Genomic DNA, 23,297 nt, shown 5'->3' with positions numbered 1-23,297 from the left:
GTTTGTCTGTCAGATCGTTCATACATAATCCCGACTATCGCATTGGCGGGTGTGCCTGGCGGATTGGCATGAGCATTGACCTAACCATCAGTGTCCAACCATAGGCCAGCGTCCGATGTGTACTGTTCAGCTTCCATATCGTGGAGATCAGTTGATGATTTACGAAGGTAAAGCCATCACGGTTAAGGCTCTTGAAAGTGGCATCGTCGAATTGAAATTCGACCTCAAGGGTGAGTCCGTCAACAAGTTCAACCGTCTAACCCTGAACGAACTGCGTCAGGCCGTAGACACCATCAAAGCAGATGCTTCGGTCAAGGGCGTGATCGTCTCCAGCGGCAAGGACGTGTTCATCGTCGGCGCTGACATCACCGAATTCGTCGACAACTTCAAGCTGCCCGATGCCGAGCTGGTGGCTGGCAACCTCGAAGCCAACAAGATTTTCAGCGATTTCGAAGACCTCAACGTCCCGACCGTTGCCGCGATCAATGGCATCGCCCTCGGCGGTGGTCTGGAAATGTGCCTGGCCGCTGACTTCCGCGTGATGTCGGCCACCGCAAAAATCGGCCTGCCGGAAGTGAAACTGGGCATCTACCCAGGCTTCGGCGGCACCGTGCGTTTGCCGCGCCTGATCGGTGCGGACAACGCCATCGAGTGGATCGCCGCCGGTAAGGAAAACAAAGCCGAAGACGCCCTGAAAGTCGGCGCTGTCGACGCAGTGGTTGCCCCGGAAAAACTGGCCGAGGCCGCGCTGAACCTGATCAAAGGTGCCATCAGCGGCGAGTTCGACTACAAGGCCAAGCGCCAGCCCAAGCTGGAAAAGCTCAAGCTCAACGCCATCGAACAAATGATGTCGTTCGAAACCGCCAAAGGTTTCGTGGCTGGCCAGGCCGGCCCGAACTACCCGGCGCCGGTTGAAGCCATCAAGACCATCCAGAAAGCCGCCAACTTCGGTCGCGACAAAGCCCTGGAAGTGGAAGCGGCCGGTTTCGTCAAACTGGCGAAAACCTCGGCGGCCCAGAGCCTGATCGGCCTGTTCCTGAACGATCAGGAACTGAAGAAAAAGGCCAAGGCCTACGATGAAATCGCCAGCGACGTGAAACAGGCTGCCGTACTCGGCGCCGGTATCATGGGCGGCGGCATCGCCTATCAGTCGGCGTCCAAAGGCACGCCGATCCTGATGAAAGACATCAACGAACACGGTATCGAGCAAGGGCTGGCGGAAGCCGCCAAACTGCTGGTAGGTCGTGTGGATAAAGGTCGCATGACCGCCGCGAAGATGGCTGAAGTGCTTAACGGCATTCGTCCTACGCTGTCCTACGGCGATTTCGGTCACGTCGACCTGGTGGTCGAAGCGGTTGTCGAGAACCCGAAGGTCAAGCAGGCCGTGTTGGCTGAAGTGGAAGCGCAGGTCAAGGAAGGCACCATTCTGGCGTCCAACACCTCGACCATTTCCATCTCGCTGCTGGCCAAGGCCCTCAAGCGTCCGGAAAATTTCGTCGGCATGCACTTCTTCAACCCGGTACATATGATGCCGCTGGTGGAAGTGATCCGTGGCGAGAAATCCAGCGAACATGCGGTGGCCACCACCGTTGCCTACGCCAAGAAAATGGGCAAGAACCCGATCGTGGTCAACGACTGCCCGGGTTTCCTGGTCAACCGCGTGCTGTTCCCTTACTTCGGTGGTTTCGCCAAGTTGGTCAGCGCCGGCGTGGACTTCGTGCGCATCGACAAAGTCATGGAAAAATTCGGCTGGCCAATGGGCCCGGCGTACCTGATGGACGTGGTCGGCATCGACACCGGCCACCATGGCCGCGATGTGATGGCTGAAGGCTTCCCGGACCGCATGAAAGACGACCGCCGTTCGGCTGTCGACGCCCTGTACGACGCTAAGCGCCTTGGCCAGAAAAACGGTAAGGGCTTCTACGCCTACGAGGCGGACAAGAAAGGCAAGCAGAAGAAAGTGGCCGATCCGTCGGTGCACGAAGTGCTGGCACCGATTGTGTACGAGCAGCGTGAAGTGTCCGACGAGGACATCATCAACTGGATGATGATCGCCCTGTGCCTGGAAACCGTACGTTGCCTGGAAGATGGCATCGTCGAGACCGCCGCCGAAGCCGATATGGGCTTGGTGTACGGTATTGGTTTCCCTCCATTCCGTGGTGGTGCGCTGCGTTACATCGACTCGATCGGTGTGGCCGAGTTCGTTGCCCTGGCTGATCAATACGCTGAGCTGGGCCCGCTGTACCACCCGACCGCGAAGCTGCGTGAAATGGCCAAGAACGGCCAGAGCTTCTTCGGTTAAGCGCCCAGACGACTAGAGCGAGAATATTTATGAGCTTGAATCCAAGAGACGTCGTGATTGTCGACTTCGGTCGCACGCCGATGGGCCGCTCCAAGGGCGGCATGCACCGCAACACCCGCGCCGAAGACATGTCGGCGCACCTGATCAGCAAAGTGCTGGAACGTAACACCAAGGTCGACCCGAACGAAGTCGAGGACGTGATCTGGGGCTGCGTCAACCAGACCTTGGAGCAGGGCTGGAACATCGCGCGCATGGCGTCGCTGATGACTCAGATCCCCCACACTGCGGCCGGCCAGACCGTCAGCCGCCTGTGCGGTTCGTCCATGAGCGCGTTGCACACCGCCGCCCAGGCGATCATGACCGGTAACGGTGATGTGTTCGTGGTTGGTGGCGTGGAGCACATGGGGCACGTCAGCATGATGCATGGCGTCGATCCGAACCCGCACATGTCGCTGTATGCGGCAAAAGCCTCGGGCATGATGGGCCTGACGGCGGAGATGCTCGGCAAGATGCACGGCATTACCCGTGAAGCCCAGGACGCATTCGGCCTGCGCTCACACCAACTCGCTCATAAGGCGACGGTGGAAGGCAAGTTCAAGGATGAAATCATCCCGATGAACGGCTATGACGAGAACGGTTTCCTGAAACTGTTCGACTACGACGAAACCATTCGTCCGGATACCACCCTGGAAAGCCTGGCGGCCTTGAAGCCGGCCTTCAATCCCAAGGGCGGCACCGTGACGGCGGGTACTTCGTCGCAAATCACCGACGGCGCATCGTGCATGATCGTGATGTCGGCGCAACGCGCCCAAGACCTCGGGATCCAGCCTTTGGCGGTGATCCGTTCGATGGCGGTGGCCGGCGTTGACCCGGCTATCATGGGCTACGGTCCGGTACCGGCCACGCAAAAAGCCTTGAAGCGCGCGGGCCTTTCCATCACCGATATCGACTTCTTCGAACTCAACGAAGCTTTCGCTGCACAGGCCCTGCCGGTGTTGAAAGATTTGAAAGTGCTCGACAAGATGAACGAGAAGGTTAACCTGCACGGCGGCGCGATTGCCCTGGGCCACCCATTCGGTTGCTCCGGTGCGCGGATCTCTGGCACGCTGCTTAACGTGATGAAGCAAAATGGCGGCAACCTCGGGGTAGCCACCATGTGCATTGGTCTCGGCCAAGGCATTTCCACCGTCTTCGAACGCGTCTAAGCGTTGGGTTGACGGAAGCCGGGGCCCAGTGCCCCGGTTTTTGTTTTTTGGATTTTTTAATATTTTTTTTAATAAATTTTGTGAGGGGGCCAGAGCATGAATGTCACACCAGGGCTCTATCAGCATTACAAGGGTCCGCAGTACCGGGTTTTCAGCGTGGCGCGCCATTCCGAGACCGAAGAGCAAGTAGTGTTTTACCAAGCACTGTATGGAGATTACGGCTTTTGGGTGCGCCCCTTGAGCATGTTCCTGGAGAGCGTCGAGGTTGACGGCGAGCAGGTCCCACGCTTTGCTTTGGTCCAGGCCGAACACGGTCTTCTTAAAGGGCAATAACCGCAGGCCGCGCAGAATGCTGCGCTTGACCTCACCCGGTTGCCACTATATATAGCGTTGCCGCGTCAGGCGCCAACTGCCTTTCACTTCTCGAATTCAGGAATTTTCCGATCCATGGGCAAATCGCTGGTCATTGTGGAATCCCCGGCTAAGGCCAAGACCATCAACAAGTACTTGGGCAACGAGTACGTGGTGAAGTCGAGTATCGGCCATATCCGAGACCTGCCCACCAGCGGTTCGGCTAGCGCCAGCAAGGAGCCAGCCGCCAAGCGCGGCAAGGCCGCTGCGGGCGAAGGTCCGGTGCTCACGCCCAAGGAGAAAGCGCGCAAGCAACTGGTCTCGCGCATGGGTGTGGACCCGGACCATGGCTGGAAGGCCAAGTACGAGATCCTTCCTGGCAAGGAAAAGGTCATCGAAGAGCTGCGCCGGCTCGCCAAGGATGCTGACACCATCTATCTCGCGACGGACTTGGACCGCGAAGGGGAGGCCATTGCCTGGCACTTGCGGGAAGCCATCGGCGGTGACGACAGCCGCTACAAGCGCGTCGTGTTCAACGAAATCACCAAGAAAGCCATCCAGGAAGCCTTCTCCAAGCCGGGCGAGTTGGATATCGACCGCGTCAATGCCCAGCAGGCACGGCGTTTCCTCGATCGCGTGGTGGGTTATATGGTCTCGCCGCTGCTGTGGGCCAAGATCGCCCGTGGCCTGTCCGCCGGCCGTGTGCAGTCGGTTGCGGTGAAGCTGGTGGTGGAGCGTGAGCGTGAGATTCGTGCGTTCATCCCTGAAGAGTACTGGGAAGTCCACGCCGACCTGGGTACCGCCAAGGGCGCCAATGTGCGCTTTGAAGTGGCCCGCGAGAAAGGCGAAGCCTTCAAGCCGCTGAACGAAGCCCAGGCCATGGCCGCGCTGGAAAAGCTCAAGGCATCCAGCTACAGCATCGTCAAGCGTGAAGACAAACCGACCAGCAGTAAGCCGTCGGCACCTTTCATCACCTCCACCCTGCAACAGGCCGCGAGCAACCGCCTGGGCTTCGGTGTGAAGAAAACCATGATGATGGCCCAGCGTCTGTACGAAGCCGGCTACATCACTTATATGCGTACCGACTCCACCAACCTGTCGGTGGACGCGGTCGCCATGGCGCGAACCTATATCGAAAGCGAGTTCGGCAAGAAGTACCTGCCGGAGAAGCCTAACGTCTATAGCAGCAAGGAAGGCGCACAGGAGGCTCACGAAGCGATTCGTCCTTCCGACGCCAATACCGAGCCAAGCAAGCTGAGCGGCATGGAGCGCGACGCTGAGCGCCTCTACGAGCTGATCTGGCGCCAGTTCCTGGCCTGCCAGATGCTGCCGGCGCAGTACCTGTCCACCACGGTTACCGTGGCGGCCTCCGACTTCGAACTTCGTGCCAAGGGCCGCATTCTCAAGTTCGACGGCTACACCCGCGTAATGCCGCAGATCGCCAAGCCTGGTGACGACGATGTGCTGCCGGACATGGCTCAGGGCGATACATTGAAGCTGATCAAGCTCGATCCGTCCCAGCACTTCACCAAGCCGCCGGCGCGTTATTCGGAAGCCAGCCTGGTCAAGGAGATGGAAAAGCGCGGTATCGGTCGCCCTTCGACCTACGCGGCGATCATTTCCACCATTCAGGACCGTGGCTATGTGGCGCTGCATAACCGTCGTTTCTATTCGGAAAAGATGGGTGACATCGTTACCGAGCGTCTCTCCGAGAGCTTCTCCAACCTGATGGATTACGGCTTCACTGCCGGCATGGAAGAGAATCTCGACGACGTGGCCCAGGGCGAGCGCGACTGGAAAAACGTGCTGGACGAGTTCTACGGAGACTTCAAGAAGAAGCTTGAGGTGGCCGAGAGCCCCGAGAACGGTATGCGCGCCAACCAGCCGGTGATGACGGATATCCCGTGCCAGACCTGCGGTCGGCCGATGCAGATTCGCACGGCTTCCACCGGTGTGTTCCTTGGTTGCTCGGGCTACAGCCTGCCGCCGAAAGAGCGCTGCAAGGCCACGGTCAACCTGGTGCCGGGCGATGAAATCGCGGCTGACGACGAGGGTGAGTCCGAGTCGTTGGTGCTGCGCGGCAAGCACCGCTGCCCGATCTGCAGCACGGCGATGGATGCCTACCTGTTGGATGAGAAGCACAAGCTGCATATCTGCGGTAACAACCCGGATTGCAACGGCTACGAGATCGAAGAGGGCACCTACCGCATCAAGGGCTACGAAGGTCCGAGCCTGGAATGCGACAAGTGCGGCAGCGAGATGCAGCTCAAGACTGGCCGCTTCGGCAAGTTCTTTGGCTGCACCAACCCGACGTGCAAGAACACCCGCAAACTGCTCAAGAGCGGCGATGCGGCGCCGCCGAAGATGGACCCGGTGAAGATGCCGGAGCTCAAGTGCGAAAAGGTCAACGACACCTACATTCTGCGTGACGGTGCCTCTGGCTTGTTCCTGGCAGCCAGCCAGTTCCCGAAAAACCGCGAGACCCGTGCGCCGCTAGTGATGGAAATCGTGCCGCACAAGGACGAGATCGATCCTAAGTACCACTTCCTGTGTGAAGCGCCGAAGAAGGATCCGGATGGTCGCCCAGCCGTGATTCGCTACAGCCGCAAGACCAAGGAGCAGTATGTGCAGTCCGAGGTCGACGGTAAGCCGACCGGCTGGAAAGCCTTCTATGAAGGCGGCAAGTGGAAGGTCGAGGACAAGCGTCAGGGCGCCTGATCTGTCGGATGCGCTGAAGATCCAAATAGCGGAGGGGTAAGCCCCTCTCATATTTGGATCTTTTAGATTCTGAAGTAGCGTGTTGATCTGCATAAGCAGCGCTTGATTGCACTTGCGGTCGATTCGGCTGATCCATGACACTGTTCAGCCAGCATCACGCCTAATTCGTAGTGGAGATTGCCGTTATGGCCCACGAACTCTATACCCGTACCAATCAGAAAATTTACTTCGCGGGTTTATCCCTGGAAGCCCTTGGCCGCGCCGAGGAAGGGAAGGAGATGAACGCGATCGCGCTGGTGCAGGCCGGGCGTGAAGCGGCGTTATTCCACCTGTACGGCGCTTTGTTGGGCCTGTGCCATGAAATAGCAGGGTTCTATCGCCTGCCGCAGGCGGGTTCTCCGCGGGCAGAGATGATCATGAGCCGCGAAGTATTGGACGCCATGGCCATTCCCGAGTTGGCCGAGCTGGTGGAAATGGCCCAAAGCCCTGAAAGCTGGTTGGCGCGCTTGCTCAAGGCCCATGCCGATATGTTCCAGCCGCCGCGCATTCCTCATGTGCCCAAGGGCGATGTGACCCAGCCGCTGATTGTTGCGGTTGCAGTGGAAGACGAGGAGCCCGAACCTTTGAGCCGGCAAGAGCTGGAGAGCTGGCGCCAGGAACTGAAAAAACTGGCACTGCGTTTTCGGGAAGGGTTGAGCGAGTGCTAGAACGCAGGTCAATGGCGTGGCGCTAAACTACGCCGTTCATCAAGACGTAAAGAAACCTGCTGAGATCCGCACCGAGGCTTGGCGGATGACTGATATAATCCTGGCCTTTCGTGGAGAACAGACTTTTATGCCGACGTCCTTTCTGGAAATTGTTGAACTGCCTGACGGCCGAATTGAGCTGCGCCGGGCGGAGGACGAAGGTTCTCTGGTTATCTTGGATTTTTCCGAGGACGCCAAAGCGTTTCTGCAAGGTCAGCATGTGGAAGTGGCGAAAGCCATGTTGAGCGTCGGCGTGCAGATGGCTGGTCGCCTGGCCGAGGGCGAGCCGGAGAAAGAAGACGGGCCGCGGGTCCTTCACTGATTTCAGGCTGTTCGATATTGTTGTGGTCGGCGGGCTTGTCCCACGTCCGGCTGCGAAGCAGCGCTCCAATACTGGACACGCTCGCTGACCACAAAGAGCATCTTCACCCCAGCGAGCCCTGCTGAGGCCTCCCGCGTAGCGAAACCTTCATCCCAGCCGAATATTCAAGCTCTGTGCATCCCCAACACGCGCAGCGCTCACCAGTTGTTGCTTGGCGGCCGCGTTCAATGGGTTGAGCCAACTGACCACGGTGTGGCTTCGGCCCAAGCGTAAGGCCTCGCAAGTCAGCTGTTGTGCGCTTTGTGCGCCGCGCGGTTGAAGCAACAGGATGCGTTCGCGGTTGAGGCCGGCGTCCCGCAGCCAAGCCTGGGTAAGGCTGGCAGGCGGAGCGATCAGCGTTAGCCAGCGAGCGTCCTGTTCCTCGCTCAATTCGCGAAGAATTGGCGCCAGCAGGCTCAGGCAGCTCCCGGCAGCACCGCGCAACGACAGCTCACTGAACACCTCGGGTTCGGCGCTCCAGGGCGCTTCGACCGTTTCCTTGAGGATAGGCGCGAGAGGATGGGCCATAAAGGCCTCGAACAGCGACAGTTGGGTGTGTTGTGGGGTGTGTACGAGCTGCATGGTGCCTCCTCTAGCGGCGAATGACGCCGACGCTCAAGCCTTCGATCACCAGATCCTGATCTTTCAGGTTCACTTCAATCGGGGCGAACTCAGGGTTCTCGGCCAGTAGCCAGACCTTGCTGCCTTCGCGCTTGAAGCGTTTGACGGTGACTTCGTCGCCGATACGGGCCACTACGATCTGACCGTTACGGGCTTCGCGGGTGGTATGGACGGCCAGCAGATCACCGTCGAAGATACCGACGTCCTTCATACTCATGCCGTGTACCCGCAAGAGGTAATCAGCGCGAGGGTGGAAGAAGGTCGGATTAATGTTGCAGGATTCCTCGACGTGCTGCTGCGCCAGGATCGGCGCACCGGCGGCGACACGGCCGATGATGGGCAGCGTAGACTCGTCGGCCTTGGCCTCGAAGCCAGGGATGCGAATGCCCCGCGAAGCACCGGGGGTCATCTCGATGGCGCCTTTGCGTGCGAGGGCCTTGAGGTGTTCTTCGGCGGCGTTAGGGGACTTGAACCCCAGTTCCAGCGCAATTTCGGCTCGTGTCGGCGGGTAGCCGTTGTCGTCGAGGCAGCGCTTGATAAAAGCCAGAATCTCAGCTTGGCGTGGCGTCAGTTTTAGCATGTTGATCGCTCTGTCTTTTTATACAGTGACTGGGATTATATACAGTGAACTGCGCTTGGCAATCATCCTTTTTCGGCACTCCGCTGGACGGTCATTCGGTATCCGTCCTACAAGCCACGGATAGCGCTACCTACAGACCGATACGGATGTGATTAAATAGCACGCACACAGATGACTGCCCGGCCGGAAAACGGCTCCTCAGGCTTGACAAGACACACCTTGAAACGTATGTTTCAAACAAGTGTTTGTCAGGCGGAGTAGCCATGGCCCAGTCGGAAACCGTTGAGCGCATTCTCGATGCTGCTGAGCAATTGTTCGCGGAAAAAGGATTTGCTGAAACTTCATTGCGGCTGATTACCAGCAAGGCCGGGGTCAACCTCGCGGCGGTGAATTACCATTTCGGCTCGAAGAAAGCCCTGATCCAGGCCGTGTTTTCGCGCTTTCTGGGGCCTTTCTGCGCCAGCCTCGACCGCGAGCTTGAACGTCGCCAGGCCAAGGCCGACAACAAGCCAAGTCTTGAAGAGCTGCTGGAGATTCTCGTCGAGCAAGCGTTGGTGGTGCAACCGCGTAGCGGTAACGACCTGTCGATCTTTATGCGTTTGCTCGGCCTGGCGTTCAGTCAGAGTCAAGGCCACCTGCGGCGTTACCTGGAAGACATGTACGGCAAGGTATTTCGTCGCTATATGTTGCTGGTCAACGAAGCTGCCCCACGTATTCCACCGATTGAACTGTTCTGGCGCGTCCACTTTATGCTCGGCGCAGCGGCGTTCAGTATGTCCGGGATCAAGGCGTTGCGCGCGATTGCCGAGACCGACTTCGGCGTTAACACTTCCATTGAGCAAGTGATGCGCTTGATGGTGCCGTTCCTCGCCGCCGGTATGCGTGCCGAAACCGGCGTGACCGACCCAACCATGGCCGCCGCGCAACTGCGCCCACGCAGCAAAACAGTGCCCGTTCCCGCCAAGGTTTGATTGCCCCGGGTGTGCGCGGCCATTGGCATCCGCTAAGCTAGCCGCCATGCCGATTTCAGCTATTTATTCGCAACCCGTTGTGCTCGCCGTGCCCTTCGCGCGCCGTGAGCGCAACGGGTTGTGTGCGTTATATAAGGAAGGTTTATGACTGCTGCTCTGCAAGGTTCTTTGATGGTCGACGTGGCCGGTACCTGGCTCACGGCTGAGGATCGCCACTTGTTGCGCCAGCCTGAAGTGGGTGGGCTGATTATTTTCGCGCGCAATATCGAACATCCGCGCCAGGTGCGTGAGCTGAGCGCGGCCATTCGCGCGGTGCGCCCCGACCTGTTGCTGGCCGTCGACCAAGAGGGAGGCCGCGTGCAGCGCCTGCGCCAGGGCTTTGTGCGCCTGCCGGCCATGCGAGCGCTCGCGGACAACCCCAACGCTGAATACCTCGCCGAGCAATGCGGCTGGATCATGGCTACGGAAGTGCTGGCAGTTGGCCTTGACCTCAGTTTTGCCCCGGTACTGGACCTGGATTACCAACGCAGCGCTGTGGTCGGCACCCGATCCTTCGAGGGCGACCCCGAGCGTGCCGCCTTACTCGCCGGTGCCTTTATCCGTGGCATGAACAGCGCCGGTATGGCCGCCACCGGTAAACATTTCCCAGGCCACGGCTGGGCTGAGGCCGATTCCCACGTCGCAATTCCTAATGACGAGCGCAGCCTGGAGCAGATTCGCGCCAATGATCTGGTGCCTTTCGCACGTCTGAGCCAGCAGTTGGCGGCGGTGATGCCGGCCCACGTGATCTACCCGCAGGTGGACGCCCAGCCTGCCGGTTTTTCGCGTCGCTGGTTGCAAGACATTCTGCGCGGCGAGTTGCAATTCGATGGGGTGATTTTCAGTGACGACTTGTCCATGGCCGGTGCCCATGTGGTCGGTGACGCGGCCAGCCGTATCGAGGCCGCGTTGACCGCCGGTTGTGACATGGGCTTGGTGTGCAATGATCGTGCGGCGGCGGAGTTGGCGTTAAGTGCTGCGCAGCGTATGAAGGTCACGCCATCGCCTCGCATCGCGCGCATGCGCGGTCAGGCAATGGCTTCAACGGAGTACAAGCAAGACCCGCGCTGGTTGGCGGCGCTTACGGCGTTACGCGAAGCCCAGTTGATCGACTGATACCTCGCTCCGTCAACGCTTCTCCTGTTTATTGGGCAACGGCGCGAACAACGCCTCGATATCCTCGTTGCCCAACTGCCAATCACCCGTGGTTCGTCCATCCAGCACCCCCGCCGCCAGATCGGATTTTTCCTTTTGCAGGTGCTGGATTTTCTCTTCCACCGTGCCGCGCGCAATCATCTTGTAGACGAATACCGGTTTCTCCTGGCCGATGCGATAGGCACGGTCAGTGGCCTGGTTTTCCGTGGCCGGGTTCCACCAGGGATCGTAGTGGATCACGGTGTCGGCTTCTGTCAGGTTCAGGCCCACACCGCCGGCCTTCAGGCTGATCAGAAATATCTGCAGCTTGCCGCTCTGGAAGTCCTTGACCGGCGTGCGCCGATCACGTGTCTGCCCGGTCAGTAGTGCGTAGGCAATGCCGCGTTTTTTCAGCTCGGCTTCGATCAGGCTCAGCATCGAGGTGAATTGGGAAAACAACAGGATCCGCCGACCTTCGGCAAACAGCTCGTCGAGCATGTCCATCAAACTGTCGAGCTTGCCCGAGCTGCTGCCGCGAGCGGGCAGGGTGGCATCGTTGATCAGGCGCAGGTCGCAGCACACTTGGCGCAGCTTGAGCAGCGCCTCAAGGATGATGATCTGGCTGCGTGCCACGCCTTTGCGGGTGATCTCGTCGCGGACCTTCTTGTCCATGGCCAGGCGCATGGTCTCGTACACGTCGCGCTGGGCTTCGTTGAGGTCGACCCAGTGGATGATCTCGGTCTTCGGCGGCAGTTCGGTAGCCACCTGTTCCTTGGTGCGACGCAGTAGAAACGGCTTGATCCGACCGTTCAGGTGCTGCAATCGCACATCGCTGGCGCGCTTTTCGATGGGCACGCGGTAGTCGCGGTTAAAGCTTTTCACATCGCCCAGCCAGCCCGGCAGCAGAAAGTGAAACAGCGACCACAGCTCGCCCAAGTGGTTTTCCAGCGGCGTGCCGCTCAGGCACAGGCGCTGTCGTGCGTTCAGCTCGCGTGCCGCCTGGGCGGCCTTGCTGGTCGGGTTCTTGATGTACTGCGCTTCGTCGAGGATCAGCACATGCAAGGGCAGGGTGGCCAGATGCTCGATATCCTTGGGCAGCAGCGCATAGGTGGTGAGCAGCAGGTCATAGTCCCGCAAATTTGGGAGATGTTTCTTACGTCCGGCACCGTACAGTGCCAGTACTTTCAGTTGCGGGGTGAAGTGCGCTGCTTCATCGAGCCAGTTAGGGATCAGGCTGGTGGGCATTACCACCATGCAGGGCTGGTCCAGGCGCCCGGCGTTTTTTTCGCTGAGAATATGCGCCAGGGTTTGTAGGGTTTTGCCCAGGCCCATGTCATCCGCCAGAATGCCGCCCACCTCTAATTGCCGCAGCGATTGCATCCAGCTCAAGCCTTCCAACTGGTAAGGGCGCAACGTCGCGTTCAAGCCTTCGGGGGCCGCGCAGGTGAAGTCTTTGATGTCCCGCAGGCGTTGGGCGAAGTTGCGGATTTTGTCACCGCCCTCCCATTGCAGAGGCAGGCCTTCCAGCGGGTTGAGTCGGACCGCATCGGCCTTGGCCAAGCGCAGCGCAGTACTGCCCGGTTCCTGCAGGTAGAACTCACCAAGGGTGGCCAGCACCGGTTTCAAGCGACCGTAGGGCAGCGCCACCTGCACGGGGCCATGGTCGCCGTTGGGCGCGGCGGGGATGTTCACCAGGATCAGTTCATCGTCGCGGCGCCGTGCGAGCTTCTCCGGGTTGAGGATTTCGGTGTGAGAGCGCATCAGGTTCAGCAGGATCGGCAACAGGCTCAGTCGCTGGCCATTGACGATAATCCCCAACTCAAGGTCGAACCAATCACGTTCCGGGCCTTCATCGACGGTGGCGTACCAGTCGTCCACCGCGCTGAGGTCGAAGCCGAAATCGTCGTCGAGCAGCAATTCCCAGCCCTCGGCGCGCAGGGACGGCGAGTCGTTGAGGGTGAAATTCAGCCAGGCGCTGTCGTTGACCATCTCGAACAGCTCGCCGGCGCTTTCCGGCAAGGCTTTGCTCTGGCGCGTGGCGATCTTGAAACCCAGCAGGCGCAGCTGTTCGCGGTAGGCCTGTTCCACCTCCGGGTGCCGCTTGATCCGCAGGCTCTGGGTTTCTTGACGCACGATGATGTCAGCGTGTTTTTGCCCGCTGACGTAGTTACCCAGGTAGTTGAACGCCAGTGCCGCGCGGTGCTGGATATAGCGTTGCATCTTGCCGTTGCGCGGTTCGAATGCGCTGAACTCGGCGCTGGCCAGCCACAGGCGCGGCACCGGTTGCACGTCCTCCATCAGCACTTGCGGCAGTACCACGCGGTTATCCAGCACGGCCTGGAGTTTTTCCAGCAACTCGGCATCTTGAGCCGCCGCCGGGTAGGCCAGGGTTTCCTGAACCTTGAGCAGCACAGCCGCGATATGTTTGCAGTTACTGTGTACGGGGCAGGTGCAGCGGCTGTCCACCAGGAGCAGCGCGCCTTTGGCCGACTCGCGCAGCGAAATGGTCTGCCGGTACACATTGCCGCCCGAGCCTTCGCAACTGGCGATGATGGTGCTGTCGCCGGACTCGACAATCCGCACGCGGTTTTCCAACGCATAACGCCGCCCACGCTCCAGGCTTTGTTCTTTGAAGCGATTGGCCCACGAAGGGGCCAGGGGCTTGGTCAACGGCGGGGTGAGGGGCATGGCGCTGGATCAGTCCTGCAGGTCGGGCGGTGGTGCGCTGGGCGGTTTGGCGGTCAGTGAGGTGATTTTGATCAGCAGCGCCAAATGGCCGCCATCCAGGTAATTGAGCTGGTTGTTCTTGGTGCGCACGTCTTTCTGCGCCAGGTGTTCACTGGCGACCACGCTGCCGTTGCTGTCGAACTGGTTGATCCAGAAATCCGCATCGATATCGGTGAAGCGGCCCAGTTGCAGGTTCAGCACGCCCTCGATGGGGAATTGGCCGAACTGCTCCTGACCCTCGGCGATGGCGATTTTCACCGGTTGTTCGCCGAGGTTCTGCTCCCAGGCCTTATGGGCCAACACCGTGTAGTTGGCGTCGCCACGCAGTTTGTCGACGATAGCGCTCAGGCGCGGTGGGCTCATTTTGTCGCCCAGGCGCTCAGCGCCGTCATCCCAGGTTTCCGGCGCGGCGCGACTGTAGATCACCGGTTCGGCGTTCTGACGCACCAGGATCATTTCCACCTGGTACGGGCTGTCGGCAAACGCCGGGGGCGCAAGTATCACTAACAACAGGCTCAGAATGCGGGACAGGCGCATTGGGGCGTCCTTCAAACAGATTTCGGGATAAGGCGCTCGAACAGCGCCTCCAGGGTATTGAAGCGTTCGTCGGCGCGTTCCATCGGCACCATGAATTTGAACAGCGTAGCCCCTTCGAACTTGTAGCGGTTGGGCTGGCCCTGGATCAGTTTGATCAGTACCAGCGGGTCGACCGGCGTCTGCGCTTCGAATTCGATACGCCCGCCCTGGGGCCCGGCGTCGACCTTCTTGATCCCCAGTTGCTCGGCCTGCAATTTGAGTAGGGTCAGGCGTACCAGGTTCTTGGTCGGCTCCGGCAGCAGGCCGAAGCGGTCGATCATCTCCACTTGCAGGTCCTTGAGCCCCTCTTCATCGGTGGCCGAGGCGATGCGTTTGTACAGGATGAGTCGCGCGTGCACATCCGGCAGGTAGTCCTCGGGAATCAACGCCGGCAGGCGCAGGTTGATTTCCGGACCGCCACCCAAGGGTTGATCGAGGTTCGGCTGTTCGCCCTTGCGGATGGCTTTGACCGCCCGCTCGAGCATTTCCATATATAAGGTGAAACCCACAGCCTGGATCTGCCCGCTCTGGCCGTCACCCAGCAGTTCGCCGGCGCCACGGATTTCCAGGTCGTTGGTGGCCAGCACAAAGCCAGCGCCGAGGTCCTGGGTGTTGGCGATGGCTTCCAGGCGTTTCTCCGCGTCGCCGGTGATCTGCTGGCGTGGCGGGGTGAGCAAGTACGCGTAGGCCTGGTGATGGCTGCGTCCGACCCGGCCGCGCAACTGGTGCAGTTGCGCCAGGCCGAACTTGTCGGCGCGCTCGATGATGATGGTGTTGGCGCTCGGCACGTCGATGCCGGTCTCGATGATGGTCGAGGCGATCAGCACGTTGAAGCGCTTGTGGTAGAAGTCGCTCATTACCTGTTCGAGTTCGCGCTCGCGCATCTGGCCGTGGCCGATGGCGATCCGCGCTTCGGGCACCAGTTCGGCGAGGTCGGCAGCGCATTTCTCGATAGTCTTGACGTCGTTGTGCAGGTAATACACCTGGCCGCCGCGCAGCAACTCCCGCAGCAGCGCTTCTTTGACCGTGCTTTTGTTCTGCTCCATCACGAACGTGCGCACTGACAGGCGCCGCGCCGGTGGCGTGGCGATGATGGACAGATCACGCATGCCCGACACCGCCATGTTCAGCGTGCGCGGAATCGGCGTGGCGGTCAGGGTGAGGATATCGACTTCGCTGCGCAGGGCCTTGAGCTGCTCTTTCTGGCGTACGCCGAAACGGTGTTCTTCGTCGATGATCACCAGGCCCAGGTTTTTGATCTTCACATCGTCCGACAGCAGCTTGTGAGTGCCGATCACGATATCGATCTTGCCTTCGGCCAGGTCGGCGACGGCGGCGTTCACTTCTTTGGCGGACTTGAAGCGGCTCATCACTTCCACGGTCACCGGCCAGTCGGCAAAGCGATCGCGAAAGCTGTTGTAGTGCTGCTGGGCGAGCAGGGTGGTGGGCACCAGAATTGCCACTTGCTTGCCGCCGTGCACCGCGATGAAGGCGGCGCGCATGGCCACTTCGGTCTTGCCGAAGCCCACGTCGCCACACACCAGGCGGTCCATCGGCTTGGGCGCGAGCATGTCGGCGCGCACGGCTTCGATGGTGGTCTGCTGATCCGGGGTTTCTTCAAAGGCGAAACCGGCGCTGAAGGTGGCGTAGTCGGCTTTCGGGTCGGCGAATGCATAACCTTCGCGCGCCGCGCGCCGGGCGTAGATGTCCAGCAGCTCGGCGGCCACATCGCGCACCTGCTCGGCGGCCTTGCGCTTGGCTTTTTGCCAGGTCTCGGAACCCAGGCGATGCAGCGGCGCCAGGGCGTCGTCGCTGCCGGTGTAACGCGCAATCAGGTGCAGGTTGGCCACCGGCACATAGAGCTTGGCGCCCTCGGCGTATTCCATGGTGAGGAATTCGGCGGCCTGGTTGTCTATCTCCAGGGTCTGCAGGCCCAGGTAGCGGCCGACACCGTGATCGATATGCACCACCGGCGCGCCTTCGCGCAGTTCGGTGAGGTTTTTGATCACCGCGTCGTTGTTGGCGTCCGCGCGTTTTTCCCGGCGCCGACGCTGCATCACGCGTTGACCGAACAATGGGCTCTCGGCGATCAACGCCAGGGCTGGGTCATTAAGCAGTAAGCCTTCGTCCAGGGGGGCGATGGTGATCGCCAGGCGATCCTTGCTCGCGACGAAGTCCGGCCAACTGTCGACGTTCTTCGGACGCAGTTTGAGGCGTTCGAGCAACTCCAGCAGCACTTCGCGGCGCCCGGCGGATTCGGCGGTAAACAACACGCGGCCCGGGAAGTCGCCAAGGAAGGTGGACAGCGCTTCCAGCGGCTGGTTGGCCTTGGCTTCAATTGCCAAGTCAGGCAGCGCTTGCGCGGGGAAGCGCTCGCGGCCACTGCCGGCATCCACGTCCTGCTGGCTGGCGACGACCCGCGGCCAGTTTTTCAGGCGCGCGAAACAATCTTCCACCGGCAGGAACAGCTCGGCGGGCGGTAATAAAGGACGGGAAGGGTCGACGCGGCGCTCTTCATAGTGGTTGCGCACGTCGTTCCAGAAGTTTTCCGCGGCCTGCTCGATGCCCGGCAGCGAGAACACTTGGGTGTCCTGGGGCAGGTAGTCGAACAGGGTGGAGGTTTCGTCGAAAAACAGCGGCAGGTAGTACTCGATACCGGCGGGTGTAATCCCGCTGCTCAGGTCTTGGAAGATCGGGCAGCGGCGGAAGTCGACGTCGAAGCGTTCACGGAAACGCGCTTTGAACCGGGTCACCGCATCTTTTTGCAACGGAAATTCCCGCGCCGGCAGCAGCTTGATCGATTCGACCTTGTCGATGGAGCGCTGGTTTTCCGGATCAAAGGTGCGCAGGGTTTCGATTTCGTCGTCGAACAGATCGATGCGATAAGGCAGCTTGCTGCCCATCGGGAACAGGTCGATCAGCGCGCCACGCACTGCGAACTCGCCGTGCTCGTACACGGTGTCCACACAGCGGTAGCCGCTGGCTTCCAGGCGCGTGCGCATCTGTTCGACATCGAGCTTCTGGCCGACATCCAGCACCAGACTGCTGCCCAGCAGGAACTTGGTCGGCGCCAGGCGGTGCAGCGCCGTGGTGATCGGCACCACGAGCACGCCATGGGCCAGTTCCGGCAGACGGTACAGGCTGGCGATGCGCTGGGAAATGATGTCCTGATGCGGTGAGAACAGGTCGTAAGGCAGGGTTTCCCAATCGGGAAAATGCAGCACCGGCAAATCGGGGGCGAAGAAGCTCAGCTCCTGCTCCAACCGTTCGGCGCTTTGGCTATCGGCGGTAAGCAGCAGGGTAAAGCGCTTGGCTGCGCTGGCAGCCTCGGCGATGGCCAGGCTCAGGGCGGCACCGGGCAGGTTGCCCCAGTGCTGTTTACCTGCCGCGGCAGGGAGTTGCGGTAGACGCAGAACGGGCACGGAAGGTTGAGCTCCAAGCGTTGCGACAAAGTCGGTAATTGTAACGGCCCCAGGTGCCGCCTGTCAGTTGCTGACTGAGCCTATTACGGTTTGTAGGAAATGTAGTGGCTAAGACAAACAAAGCGGTGTTTTGACTCAATATGTAGTGCCAAAATGCGTGGGGTTTTCGGAGAGTTACGGACAAGTCGCCCAAGACGTTCCAATGGTGGCCTTCTGAAAGCCGCGTATTTACTGGGCTGCAGCGGGGTCGCTTTTTTTCGCAAGGCCTTTTTGTTGTGGTCGGCGCATTGCTCCGAGGGCGGTCGGGCGTCATAATGTAGCCCCTTTTTTCAGCCCCTACATGTGGAAGGTTCCCGTGACTCAGAAGCCCGACCAGTGTCTTGGTGAATGGATCGACCGTGAAGCACTCGCAGAAGCGATGATCCCGCTCATCGGTCAGCTCTACCGCAATAACAATGTGGTGAGTTCGATCTATGGCCGCAGCCTGATCAACCAGTCAGTCATCGCGATTCTCAAGGCGCATCGCTTTGCTCGCCATCGTTCTGCCGACGACAGCGAACTCTCCGTCCACGAAACATTCCCCCTGCTCAAGGCCATGAGCGAGCTCAAGCTCGGCGCGGCTTCGGTAGACCTGGGCAAGCTGGCCTACAAATTCCGTACCGAAGCCAACGGCCGTAGCGCCGAGCAGTTCGTGCGTGAGGAAATGGCCGATGTGGTTGGCCAGCAAAACGCCGCCGCTCGCAAGGGCACCGACGTCGTGCTGTATGGCTTTGGCCGTATCGGCCGCCTGCTGGCGCGCATCCTGATCGAAAAAACCGGTGGCGGCGACGGCCTGCGTCTGCGTGCCATCGTGGTGCGCAAAGGCGCCGAGAATGACCTGACCAAGCGCGCCAGCCTGCTGCGTCGCGATTCGGTCCACGGCCCGTTCAACGGCACCATCGTCATCGACGAAGAAAACAACACCATTACCGCCAACGGTAACCTGATCCAGGTGATCTACGCGAAGAACCCGACTGAGGTGGACTACACCCAGTACGGCATCAAGGACGCCCTGCTGGTGGATAACACCGGTGTATGGCGTGATGCCGAGGGCCTGGGCCAGCACTTGCAGTGCCCAGGTATCGCTCGCGTTGTTCTGACCGCGCCTGGCAAGGGCAAGCTCAAGAACATCGTGCACGGCATCAACCACGCTGAAATCACCGCTGACGATAAGATCGTGTCTGCCGCGTCCTGCACCACCAACGCCATCGTGCCGGTGCTCAAGGCCGTCAACGACAAGTTCGGCATCGTGAATGGTCACGTTGAAACCGTTCACTCGTACACCAACGACCAGAACCTGATCGACAACTTCCACAAAGGCGATCGCCGTGGTCGTAGCGCCGCGTTGAACATGGTGATCACCGAGACCGGTGCCGCCACCGCCGCTGCCAAGGCCCTGCCTGAATTGGCCGGCAAGCTGACCGGCAACGCGATCCGTGTTCCGACGCCTAACGTGTCGATGGCCATTCTCAACCTGAACCTTGAGAAAGCCGCTACCCGCGAAGAGATGAACGAGTACCTGCGCTACATGGCGCTGCACTCCGATCTGCACAAGCAAATCGACTTCGTCAATTCTCAGGAAGTGGTGTCCACCGACTTCGTCGGCTCGCGCCACGCCGGTGTGGTGGACGCAGAAGCGACCATCACCCAGGACAACCGCGTTGTGCTGTACGTGTGGTACGACAACGAGTTCGGTTACAGCTGCCAGGTGGTGCGTGTGATGGAAGACATGGCCGGGGTCAACCCGCCTGCGTTTCCGCGCTAAGCCTCTGCGCTGAATGAAAAAGCCCCGACTGGTTCGGGGCTTTTTTGTGGCTAGGTTTTTGTGTGGCCTGGGGTGCCTGATCGGGCGCAAGCCCCCTCCCACAGTTTGATTTGTGAATATATTCAAAGGTGGGAGGGGGCAGCCCCGGATAGTGGTGGTGCAGCCGACACATCAATTCAGCAATCGATCCCGCAAACTGTCCGACAACCCCCCAGGCGCGAGCCAGATGCCTAGGTAGGCCCTCGCCAGTTCATCATCAACACTGCTGAACACCACCTGCCCATTGATCTCCAGCTTCAAACCGCGACCGGGATGAAAATCCAGGGCATAACGATCACCGTTGCGGATGTCACGAAAACTGCCGTGCAATCTATCCAGTTCCGGCTTTAATCGAGCGTTGGCGTGTTGGCGCGCCAGGGTAGTCGTGGCGGCCTTGATCACGTCACTGCGGTCGATGTCGCGAAAGTAATACAGAGTCAGGCGCAAGGCTTTCTGCTGGTCCCAGGCGTGCCTTGCGCTGAGCCCTGCCGGGGCATACAGCGCTGCGGCATACACGTCTGCCCATAGATAGTTAAGCACCGCCTGGTTTTTTCGCGTCAGTCCCTCGACCTGTGCCGGGAAGCCAGCTTGCTTAAGGCGCTGCGCATCGCTGGCGTGTGCCGTGATCGACACCATCAGCATTAAACAAAACAATAGTTGTCGCATAATGGGCTCATCCTGGAATCGGCGCTGATTTGCGTCCTGTAGTATGGCAAGACTGGCCTATGACGCGACCAAGGGTTAATGTGCGCGGCGTTGAGCCTTATATAGACTGTGCCCCGGTTCACACACTTGAGCCAAATTGTCCTTCATGACCGCTGGCCGCGGCATGATTTAGCCCGGCGTCCTACCGTACGCCTGGCCTGTTCTGAGGAGTACGCATGGCTGTCTACAACTACGACGTGGTGGTACTGGGTTCCGGCCCAGCTGGAGAAGGTGCGGCGATGAATGCCGCGAAGGCAGGGCGCAAGGTGGCGATGGTCGATAGCCGTCGCCAAGTCGGCGGTAACTGCACCCACCTGGGTACCATCCCGTCCAAGGCCTTGCGTCACTCGGTGCGCCAGATCATGCAGTTCAACACCAACCCGATGTTCCGGGCTATTGGTGAGCCGCGTTGGTTTTCGTTCCCGGATGTGTTGAAAAGCGCCGAGAAAGTCATCTCCAAGCAGGTGGCCTCGCGCACCGGTTACTACGCCCGTAACCGTGTCGACCTGTTCTTCGGCACCGGCAGCTTCGCTGACGAGCAGACCATTGAAGTGGTGTGTTCCAACGGCGTGGTCGAGAAACTGGTGGCTAAGCACATCATCATCGCCACCGGGTCGCGCCCGTATCGCCCGGCGGATATCGATTTCCATCACCCGCGTATCTACGATAGCGACACCATCCTGAGCCTGGGCCACACCCCGCGCAAACTGATCATCTACGGTGCCGGCGTGATCGGCTGTGAGTATGCGTCGATCTTCAGTGGCCTGGGTGTTCTGGTGGAGCTGGTGGACAACCGCGATCAGTTGCTGAGTTTCCTCGACTCGGAAATTTCCCAGGCGTTGAGTTACCACTTCAGCAACAACAACATCACCGTGCGCCATAACGAAGAGTACGAGCGGGTCGAAGGCCTGGACAACGGGGTGATCCTGCACCTCAAGTCCGGCAAGAAGATCAAGGCCGACGCCTTGCTGTGGTGCAACGGACGTACCGGCAACACCGATAAGCTGGGCATGGAAAACATCGGGGTCAAGGTCAACAACCGTGGCCAGATCGAAGTGGACGAGAATTACCGTACCTGCGTGGCCAACATCTATGGCGCCGGTGACGTGATCGGCTGGCCGAGCCTGGCCAGTGCCGCCCATGACCAGGGCCGTTCGGCCGCCGGCAGCATCGTCGATAACGGCAGCTGGCGCTATGTGAACGACGTGCCCACCGGCATCTACACGATTCCGGAAATCAGCTCCATTGGTAAGAACGAGCACGAGCTGACCAAGGCCAAGGTGCCCTACGAAGTGGGCAAGGCGTTCTTCAAGAGCATGGCGCGTGCGCAGATCGCCGGTGAGCCGCAAGGCATGCTGAAGATTCTGTTCCACCGTGAAACCCTGGAAGTCCTCGGCGTGCATTGCTTCGGCTATCAGGCGTCGGAGATCGTGCACATCGGCCAGGCCATCATGAACCAGCCGGGTGAGCAAAATACCCTCAAGTATTTTGTGAACACCACCTTCAACTACCCGACCATGGCCGAAGCCTATCGGGTAGCGGCCTACGACGGCCTCAACCGGCTTTTTTGAGCGGCTCCGGCCGGTGGCCTGAGCCGGCCGGGGAGACCGATTTCAGTAATTCCCGAGGGTGGCAGTGGCCAAACCGGGAAAGTCTGTAATCAGGCTATCTACGCCGAAGTCGGCGAGCCTGCGCATCAGCGCGGGTTCGTTGACCGTCCACACGGATACGTGCAAACCCTGGCGCTGGGCTTTGGCCAGGCGCTCGGGGGTGCACAACGTCCAATTCAATGCCAAGTACTCACAGCCATAGTTCTGCGCGACCTTCAACGGGTCGAGCCAGGCGTATTCGGCCACCAGCCCGCGCGACAGGTCCGGGGTGAGTTCCACCGCCGCCTTGAGCACTTCCCTTGAGCTGGACGTAACGGTGACCTTGTCCATCAGGCCGAAGCGCACCGCCATCTCGCGGATCGCCAACACAGTGGTCGCGGCGCGGGTGCGCGAAGCGCTTTTGACTTCCAGTTGCCAGTGATCGAAATCGCATTGTTCGAACAGTTCTTCCAGGCGCGGGATAGGGCAAGGCGAGACCCAGCCCGGGCCGCCCTTGCGCGCGTCCATTTTCACCAGGTCGGCCGCCGAATACTCGACCACCTTGCCACGCCGGTCGGCGGTGCGCTTGAGGGTCGGGTCGTGGATGACCATCAGCTCGCCATCCATGGACAGGTGCAGGTCCAGTTCGCAGCGGCGTACACCGTGCTTGAGGCATTGCTGAAAGCTGGTCAGGGTGTTTTCCGGTGCTTCGCCTTTGGCGCCGCGATGGCCGTAAATCAGGGTCACAGTTGCTCCTTTTCGCCAGATCGTCCGGCGGGGTGTATACGAATTCAGGTGGCCTGGGCGTCGCTTTTTTCCCGCGCCAGGCGCCGCTCCTGGGCTTGTTTTTGCAGGATGTAGCGCGCCAGCAACTGGCGTTGGGCATCGGTCATGGATTCGAATTCCGTGCCGACGTCGAAGCCATCGCCTTTGGCGTCGCAATGGGTGACCTTGGCGCGCAGCAACAGGCCCAGCGCCTGGGGCATCAGCACCAGCTTGACCGCCAGGTGGGCACCCACAGGCAAGGATGAGGGGTGTTGGAAGTCGATGCCGCCTTCGGAGATGATCACGGGCTGCGGCGCGCCCACTTCGTCCAGCAGGCCGAGCGCCATGACTTGGCTGAGCAGGTCCAGGCGTTTGTTCTGGACTTTGAGGAAGGCCGCCAGGCTTCGATCTTTCTCGCTGATCTGGCGCAACAGGTGCTGGGCTTCGAATTCGCTCAGGTGCAATTCACTGAGCAGGTTGAACAGCGGTGAATCATCCAGCAATACTTCCTTGCCCGCTGCTTCAGGGGCAGACAGGCTTTTGATTTGAAGTGCGATCATGTCGTCGATACGGTAGTATTCGCGGCGCTCTTCTTCATCTAATGTCGTCATGGCGAACCCCTGCTGGCGGTAATGGTCTGAG

The 23,297-nt window shown here is 60.1% G+C and carries 18 protein-coding genes; 10 read left to right on the top strand and 8 right to left on the bottom strand.

Going from position 1 to position 23,297, the window contains the following annotated elements; genetic code table 11:
• Window positions 1–154: 154 nt before the first annotated feature.
• The 6 genes from fadB (at window position 155) to FIV35_RS19675 (ending at window position 7,644) form a co-directional block, all read left to right on the top strand.
• Window positions 155–2,302 carry a fatty acid oxidation complex subunit alpha FadB gene (fadB, locus tag FIV35_RS19700; RefSeq protein WP_034096473.1) on the top strand — a complete coding sequence of 716 codons (2,148 nt, stop codon included), beginning with the start codon at window positions 155–157 and terminating at the stop codon, window positions 2,300–2,302.
• A 29-nt stretch (window positions 2,303–2,331) separates the two neighbouring features.
• A complete protein-coding gene (gene fadA, locus FIV35_RS19695) occupies window positions 2,332–3,507 on the top strand; it encodes an acetyl-CoA C-acyltransferase FadA (protein ID WP_034096474.1) in 1,176 nt (391 codons plus the stop codon).
• A 96-nt stretch (window positions 3,508–3,603) separates the two neighbouring features.
• A complete protein-coding gene (locus FIV35_RS19690; protein ID WP_034137402.1) occupies window positions 3,604–3,840 on the top strand; it encodes a DUF1653 domain-containing protein in 237 nt (78 codons plus the stop codon).
• A gap of 114 nt (window positions 3,841–3,954) precedes the next feature.
• A complete protein-coding gene (topA, locus tag FIV35_RS19685) occupies window positions 3,955–6,576 on the top strand; it encodes a type I DNA topoisomerase (protein ID WP_034096476.1) in 2,622 nt (873 codons plus the stop codon).
• Window positions 6,577–6,761: 185 nt separating this feature from the next.
• Window positions 6,762–7,283, top strand: a complete 522-nt coding sequence (locus FIV35_RS19680) for a DUF6586 family protein (protein WP_034137403.1) — start codon at window positions 6,762–6,764, stop codon at window positions 7,281–7,283.
• Between the two features lie 127 nt (window positions 7,284–7,410).
• Window positions 7,411–7,644: a hypothetical protein gene (locus tag FIV35_RS19675; RefSeq protein WP_017254451.1), complete on the top strand. Its 234-nt coding sequence runs from the start codon at window positions 7,411–7,413 to the stop codon at window positions 7,642–7,644.
• Between the two features lie 147 nt (window positions 7,645–7,791).
• Here the strand turns inward: FIV35_RS19675 and sulA are convergent, their stop codons facing one another.
• Window positions 7,792–8,265 (bottom strand): SOS-induced cell division inhibitor SulA, encoded by a 474-nt coding sequence (gene sulA, locus FIV35_RS19670; RefSeq protein WP_034137404.1) that lies wholly within the window; start codon window positions 8,263–8,265, stop codon window positions 7,792–7,794.
• 10 nt (window positions 8,266–8,275) lie between these two features.
• A complete protein-coding gene (gene lexA / locus FIV35_RS19665; protein WP_003172575.1) occupies window positions 8,276–8,884 on the bottom strand; it encodes a transcriptional repressor LexA in 609 nt (202 codons plus the stop codon).
• A gap of 263 nt (window positions 8,885–9,147) precedes the next feature.
• Here lexA and FIV35_RS19660 point away from each other — a divergent pair, with 263 nt between their 5' ends.
• Entirely contained in the window at window positions 9,148–9,855 is a 708-nt protein-coding gene (locus FIV35_RS19660) for a TetR/AcrR family transcriptional regulator (protein ID WP_034137405.1), read from the top strand.
• Between the two features lie 144 nt (window positions 9,856–9,999).
• The gene (gene nagZ, locus FIV35_RS19655) at window positions 10,000–11,010 is read left to right on the top strand and encodes a beta-N-acetylhexosaminidase (protein ID WP_034112459.1); all 1,011 of its coding nucleotides are present in this window, start codon (window positions 10,000–10,002) and stop codon (window positions 11,008–11,010) included.
• 12 nt (window positions 11,011–11,022) lie between these two features.
• Here nagZ and FIV35_RS19650 read toward each other — a convergent pair whose 3' ends face one another.
• From FIV35_RS19650 to mfd, 3 genes are read right to left on the bottom strand one after another with little or no spacing between them, the layout of a single operon-like run.
• Window positions 11,023–13,716, bottom strand: a complete 2,694-nt coding sequence (locus FIV35_RS19650; protein WP_034137406.1) for a DEAD/DEAH box helicase — start codon at window positions 13,714–13,716, stop codon at window positions 11,023–11,025.
• 9 nt (window positions 13,717–13,725) lie between these two features.
• The gene (locus FIV35_RS19645; RefSeq protein ID WP_034137407.1) at window positions 13,726–14,292 is read right to left on the bottom strand and encodes a CsiV family protein; all 567 of its coding nucleotides are present in this window, start codon (window positions 14,290–14,292) and stop codon (window positions 13,726–13,728) included.
• A gap of 11 nt (window positions 14,293–14,303) precedes the next feature.
• Complete coding sequence (gene mfd, locus FIV35_RS19640) at window positions 14,304–17,753, bottom strand: transcription-repair coupling factor (protein WP_083377898.1); 3,450 nt, start codon at window positions 17,751–17,753, stop codon at window positions 14,304–14,306.
• Between the two features lie 340 nt (window positions 17,754–18,093).
• On the opposite strand from mfd, the gene FIV35_RS19635 reads away from it, so the two are divergent.
• Entirely contained in the window at window positions 18,094–19,557 is a 1,464-nt protein-coding gene (locus FIV35_RS19635) for a glyceraldehyde-3-phosphate dehydrogenase (protein WP_034096484.1), read from the top strand.
• 171 nt (window positions 19,558–19,728) lie between these two features.
• On the opposite strand, the gene FIV35_RS19630 is transcribed toward FIV35_RS19635, so the two are convergent.
• Window positions 19,729–20,262 carry a chalcone isomerase family protein gene (locus tag FIV35_RS19630; protein ID WP_034137409.1) on the bottom strand — a complete coding sequence of 178 codons (534 nt, stop codon included), beginning with the start codon at window positions 20,260–20,262 and terminating at the stop codon, window positions 19,729–19,731.
• A 215-nt stretch (window positions 20,263–20,477) separates the two neighbouring features.
• On the opposite strand from FIV35_RS19630, the gene sthA reads away from it, so the two are divergent.
• Window positions 20,478–21,872, top strand: a complete 1,395-nt coding sequence (gene sthA / locus FIV35_RS19625; RefSeq protein WP_034096486.1) for a Si-specific NAD(P)(+) transhydrogenase — start codon at window positions 20,478–20,480, stop codon at window positions 21,870–21,872.
• 42 nt (window positions 21,873–21,914) lie between these two features.
• Here sthA and FIV35_RS19620 read toward each other — a convergent pair whose 3' ends face one another.
• On the bottom strand, window positions 21,915–22,637 hold the full coding sequence (locus FIV35_RS19620; protein WP_034096487.1) for a glycerophosphodiester phosphodiesterase: 723 nt from the start codon (window positions 22,635–22,637) through the stop codon (window positions 21,915–21,917).
• A 44-nt stretch (window positions 22,638–22,681) separates the two neighbouring features.
• Window positions 22,682–23,266, bottom strand: a complete 585-nt coding sequence (locus FIV35_RS19615) for a PilZ domain-containing protein (RefSeq protein ID WP_034137410.1) — start codon at window positions 23,264–23,266, stop codon at window positions 22,682–22,684.
• Window positions 23,267–23,297 lie beyond the last annotated feature (31 nt).

Origin of the sequence: Pseudomonas rhodesiae, assembly GCF_007858255.1 — a bacterium.
Lineage (GTDB): Bacteria > Pseudomonadota > Gammaproteobacteria > Pseudomonadales > Pseudomonadaceae > Aquipseudomonas > Aquipseudomonas rhodesiae.
The sequence above is the reverse complement of the archived record's forward strand: the minus strand, read 5'-3'. Positions and strand labels throughout refer to the sequence as shown.

Bases quoted from the DNA above. Each gene is read 5' to 3' on its own strand.
- fadB (WP_034096473.1), top strand. From the start codon at position 155: ATGATTTACGAAGGTAAAGCCATCACGGTTAAGGCTCTTGAAAGTGGC.
- fadA (WP_034096474.1), top strand. From the start codon at position 2,332: ATGAGCTTGAATCCAAGAGACGTCGTGATTGTCGACTTCGGTCGCACG.
- FIV35_RS19690 (WP_034137402.1), top strand. From the start codon at position 3,604: ATGAATGTCACACCAGGGCTCTATCAGCATTACAAGGGTCCGCAGTAC.
- topA (WP_034096476.1), top strand. From the start codon at position 3,955: ATGGGCAAATCGCTGGTCATTGTGGAATCCCCGGCTAAGGCCAAGACC.
- FIV35_RS19680 (WP_034137403.1), top strand. From the start codon at position 6,762: ATGGCCCACGAACTCTATACCCGTACCAATCAGAAAATTTACTTCGCG.
- FIV35_RS19675 (WP_017254451.1), top strand. From the start codon at position 7,411: ATGCCGACGTCCTTTCTGGAAATTGTTGAACTGCCTGACGGCCGAATT.
- sulA (WP_034137404.1), bottom strand. From the start codon at position 8,265: ATGCAGCTCGTACACACCCCACAACACACCCAACTGTCGCTGTTCGAG.
- lexA (WP_003172575.1), bottom strand. From the start codon at position 8,884: ATGCTAAAACTGACGCCACGCCAAGCTGAGATTCTGGCTTTTATCAAG.
- FIV35_RS19660 (WP_034137405.1), top strand. From the start codon at position 9,148: ATGGCCCAGTCGGAAACCGTTGAGCGCATTCTCGATGCTGCTGAGCAA.
- nagZ (WP_034112459.1), top strand. From the start codon at position 10,000: ATGACTGCTGCTCTGCAAGGTTCTTTGATGGTCGACGTGGCCGGTACC.
- FIV35_RS19650 (WP_034137406.1), bottom strand. From the start codon at position 13,716: ATGCCCCTCACCCCGCCGTTGACCAAGCCCCTGGCCCCTTCGTGGGCC.
- FIV35_RS19645 (WP_034137407.1), bottom strand. From the start codon at position 14,292: ATGCGCCTGTCCCGCATTCTGAGCCTGTTGTTAGTGATACTTGCGCCC.
- FIV35_RS19635 (WP_034096484.1), top strand. From the start codon at position 18,094: ATGTGGAAGGTTCCCGTGACTCAGAAGCCCGACCAGTGTCTTGGTGAA.
- FIV35_RS19630 (WP_034137409.1), bottom strand. From the start codon at position 20,262: ATGCGACAACTATTGTTTTGTTTAATGCTGATGGTGTCGATCACGGCA.
- sthA (WP_034096486.1), top strand. From the start codon at position 20,478: ATGGCTGTCTACAACTACGACGTGGTGGTACTGGGTTCCGGCCCAGCT.
- FIV35_RS19615 (WP_034137410.1), bottom strand. From the start codon at position 23,266: ATGACGACATTAGATGAAGAAGAGCGCCGCGAATACTACCGTATCGAC.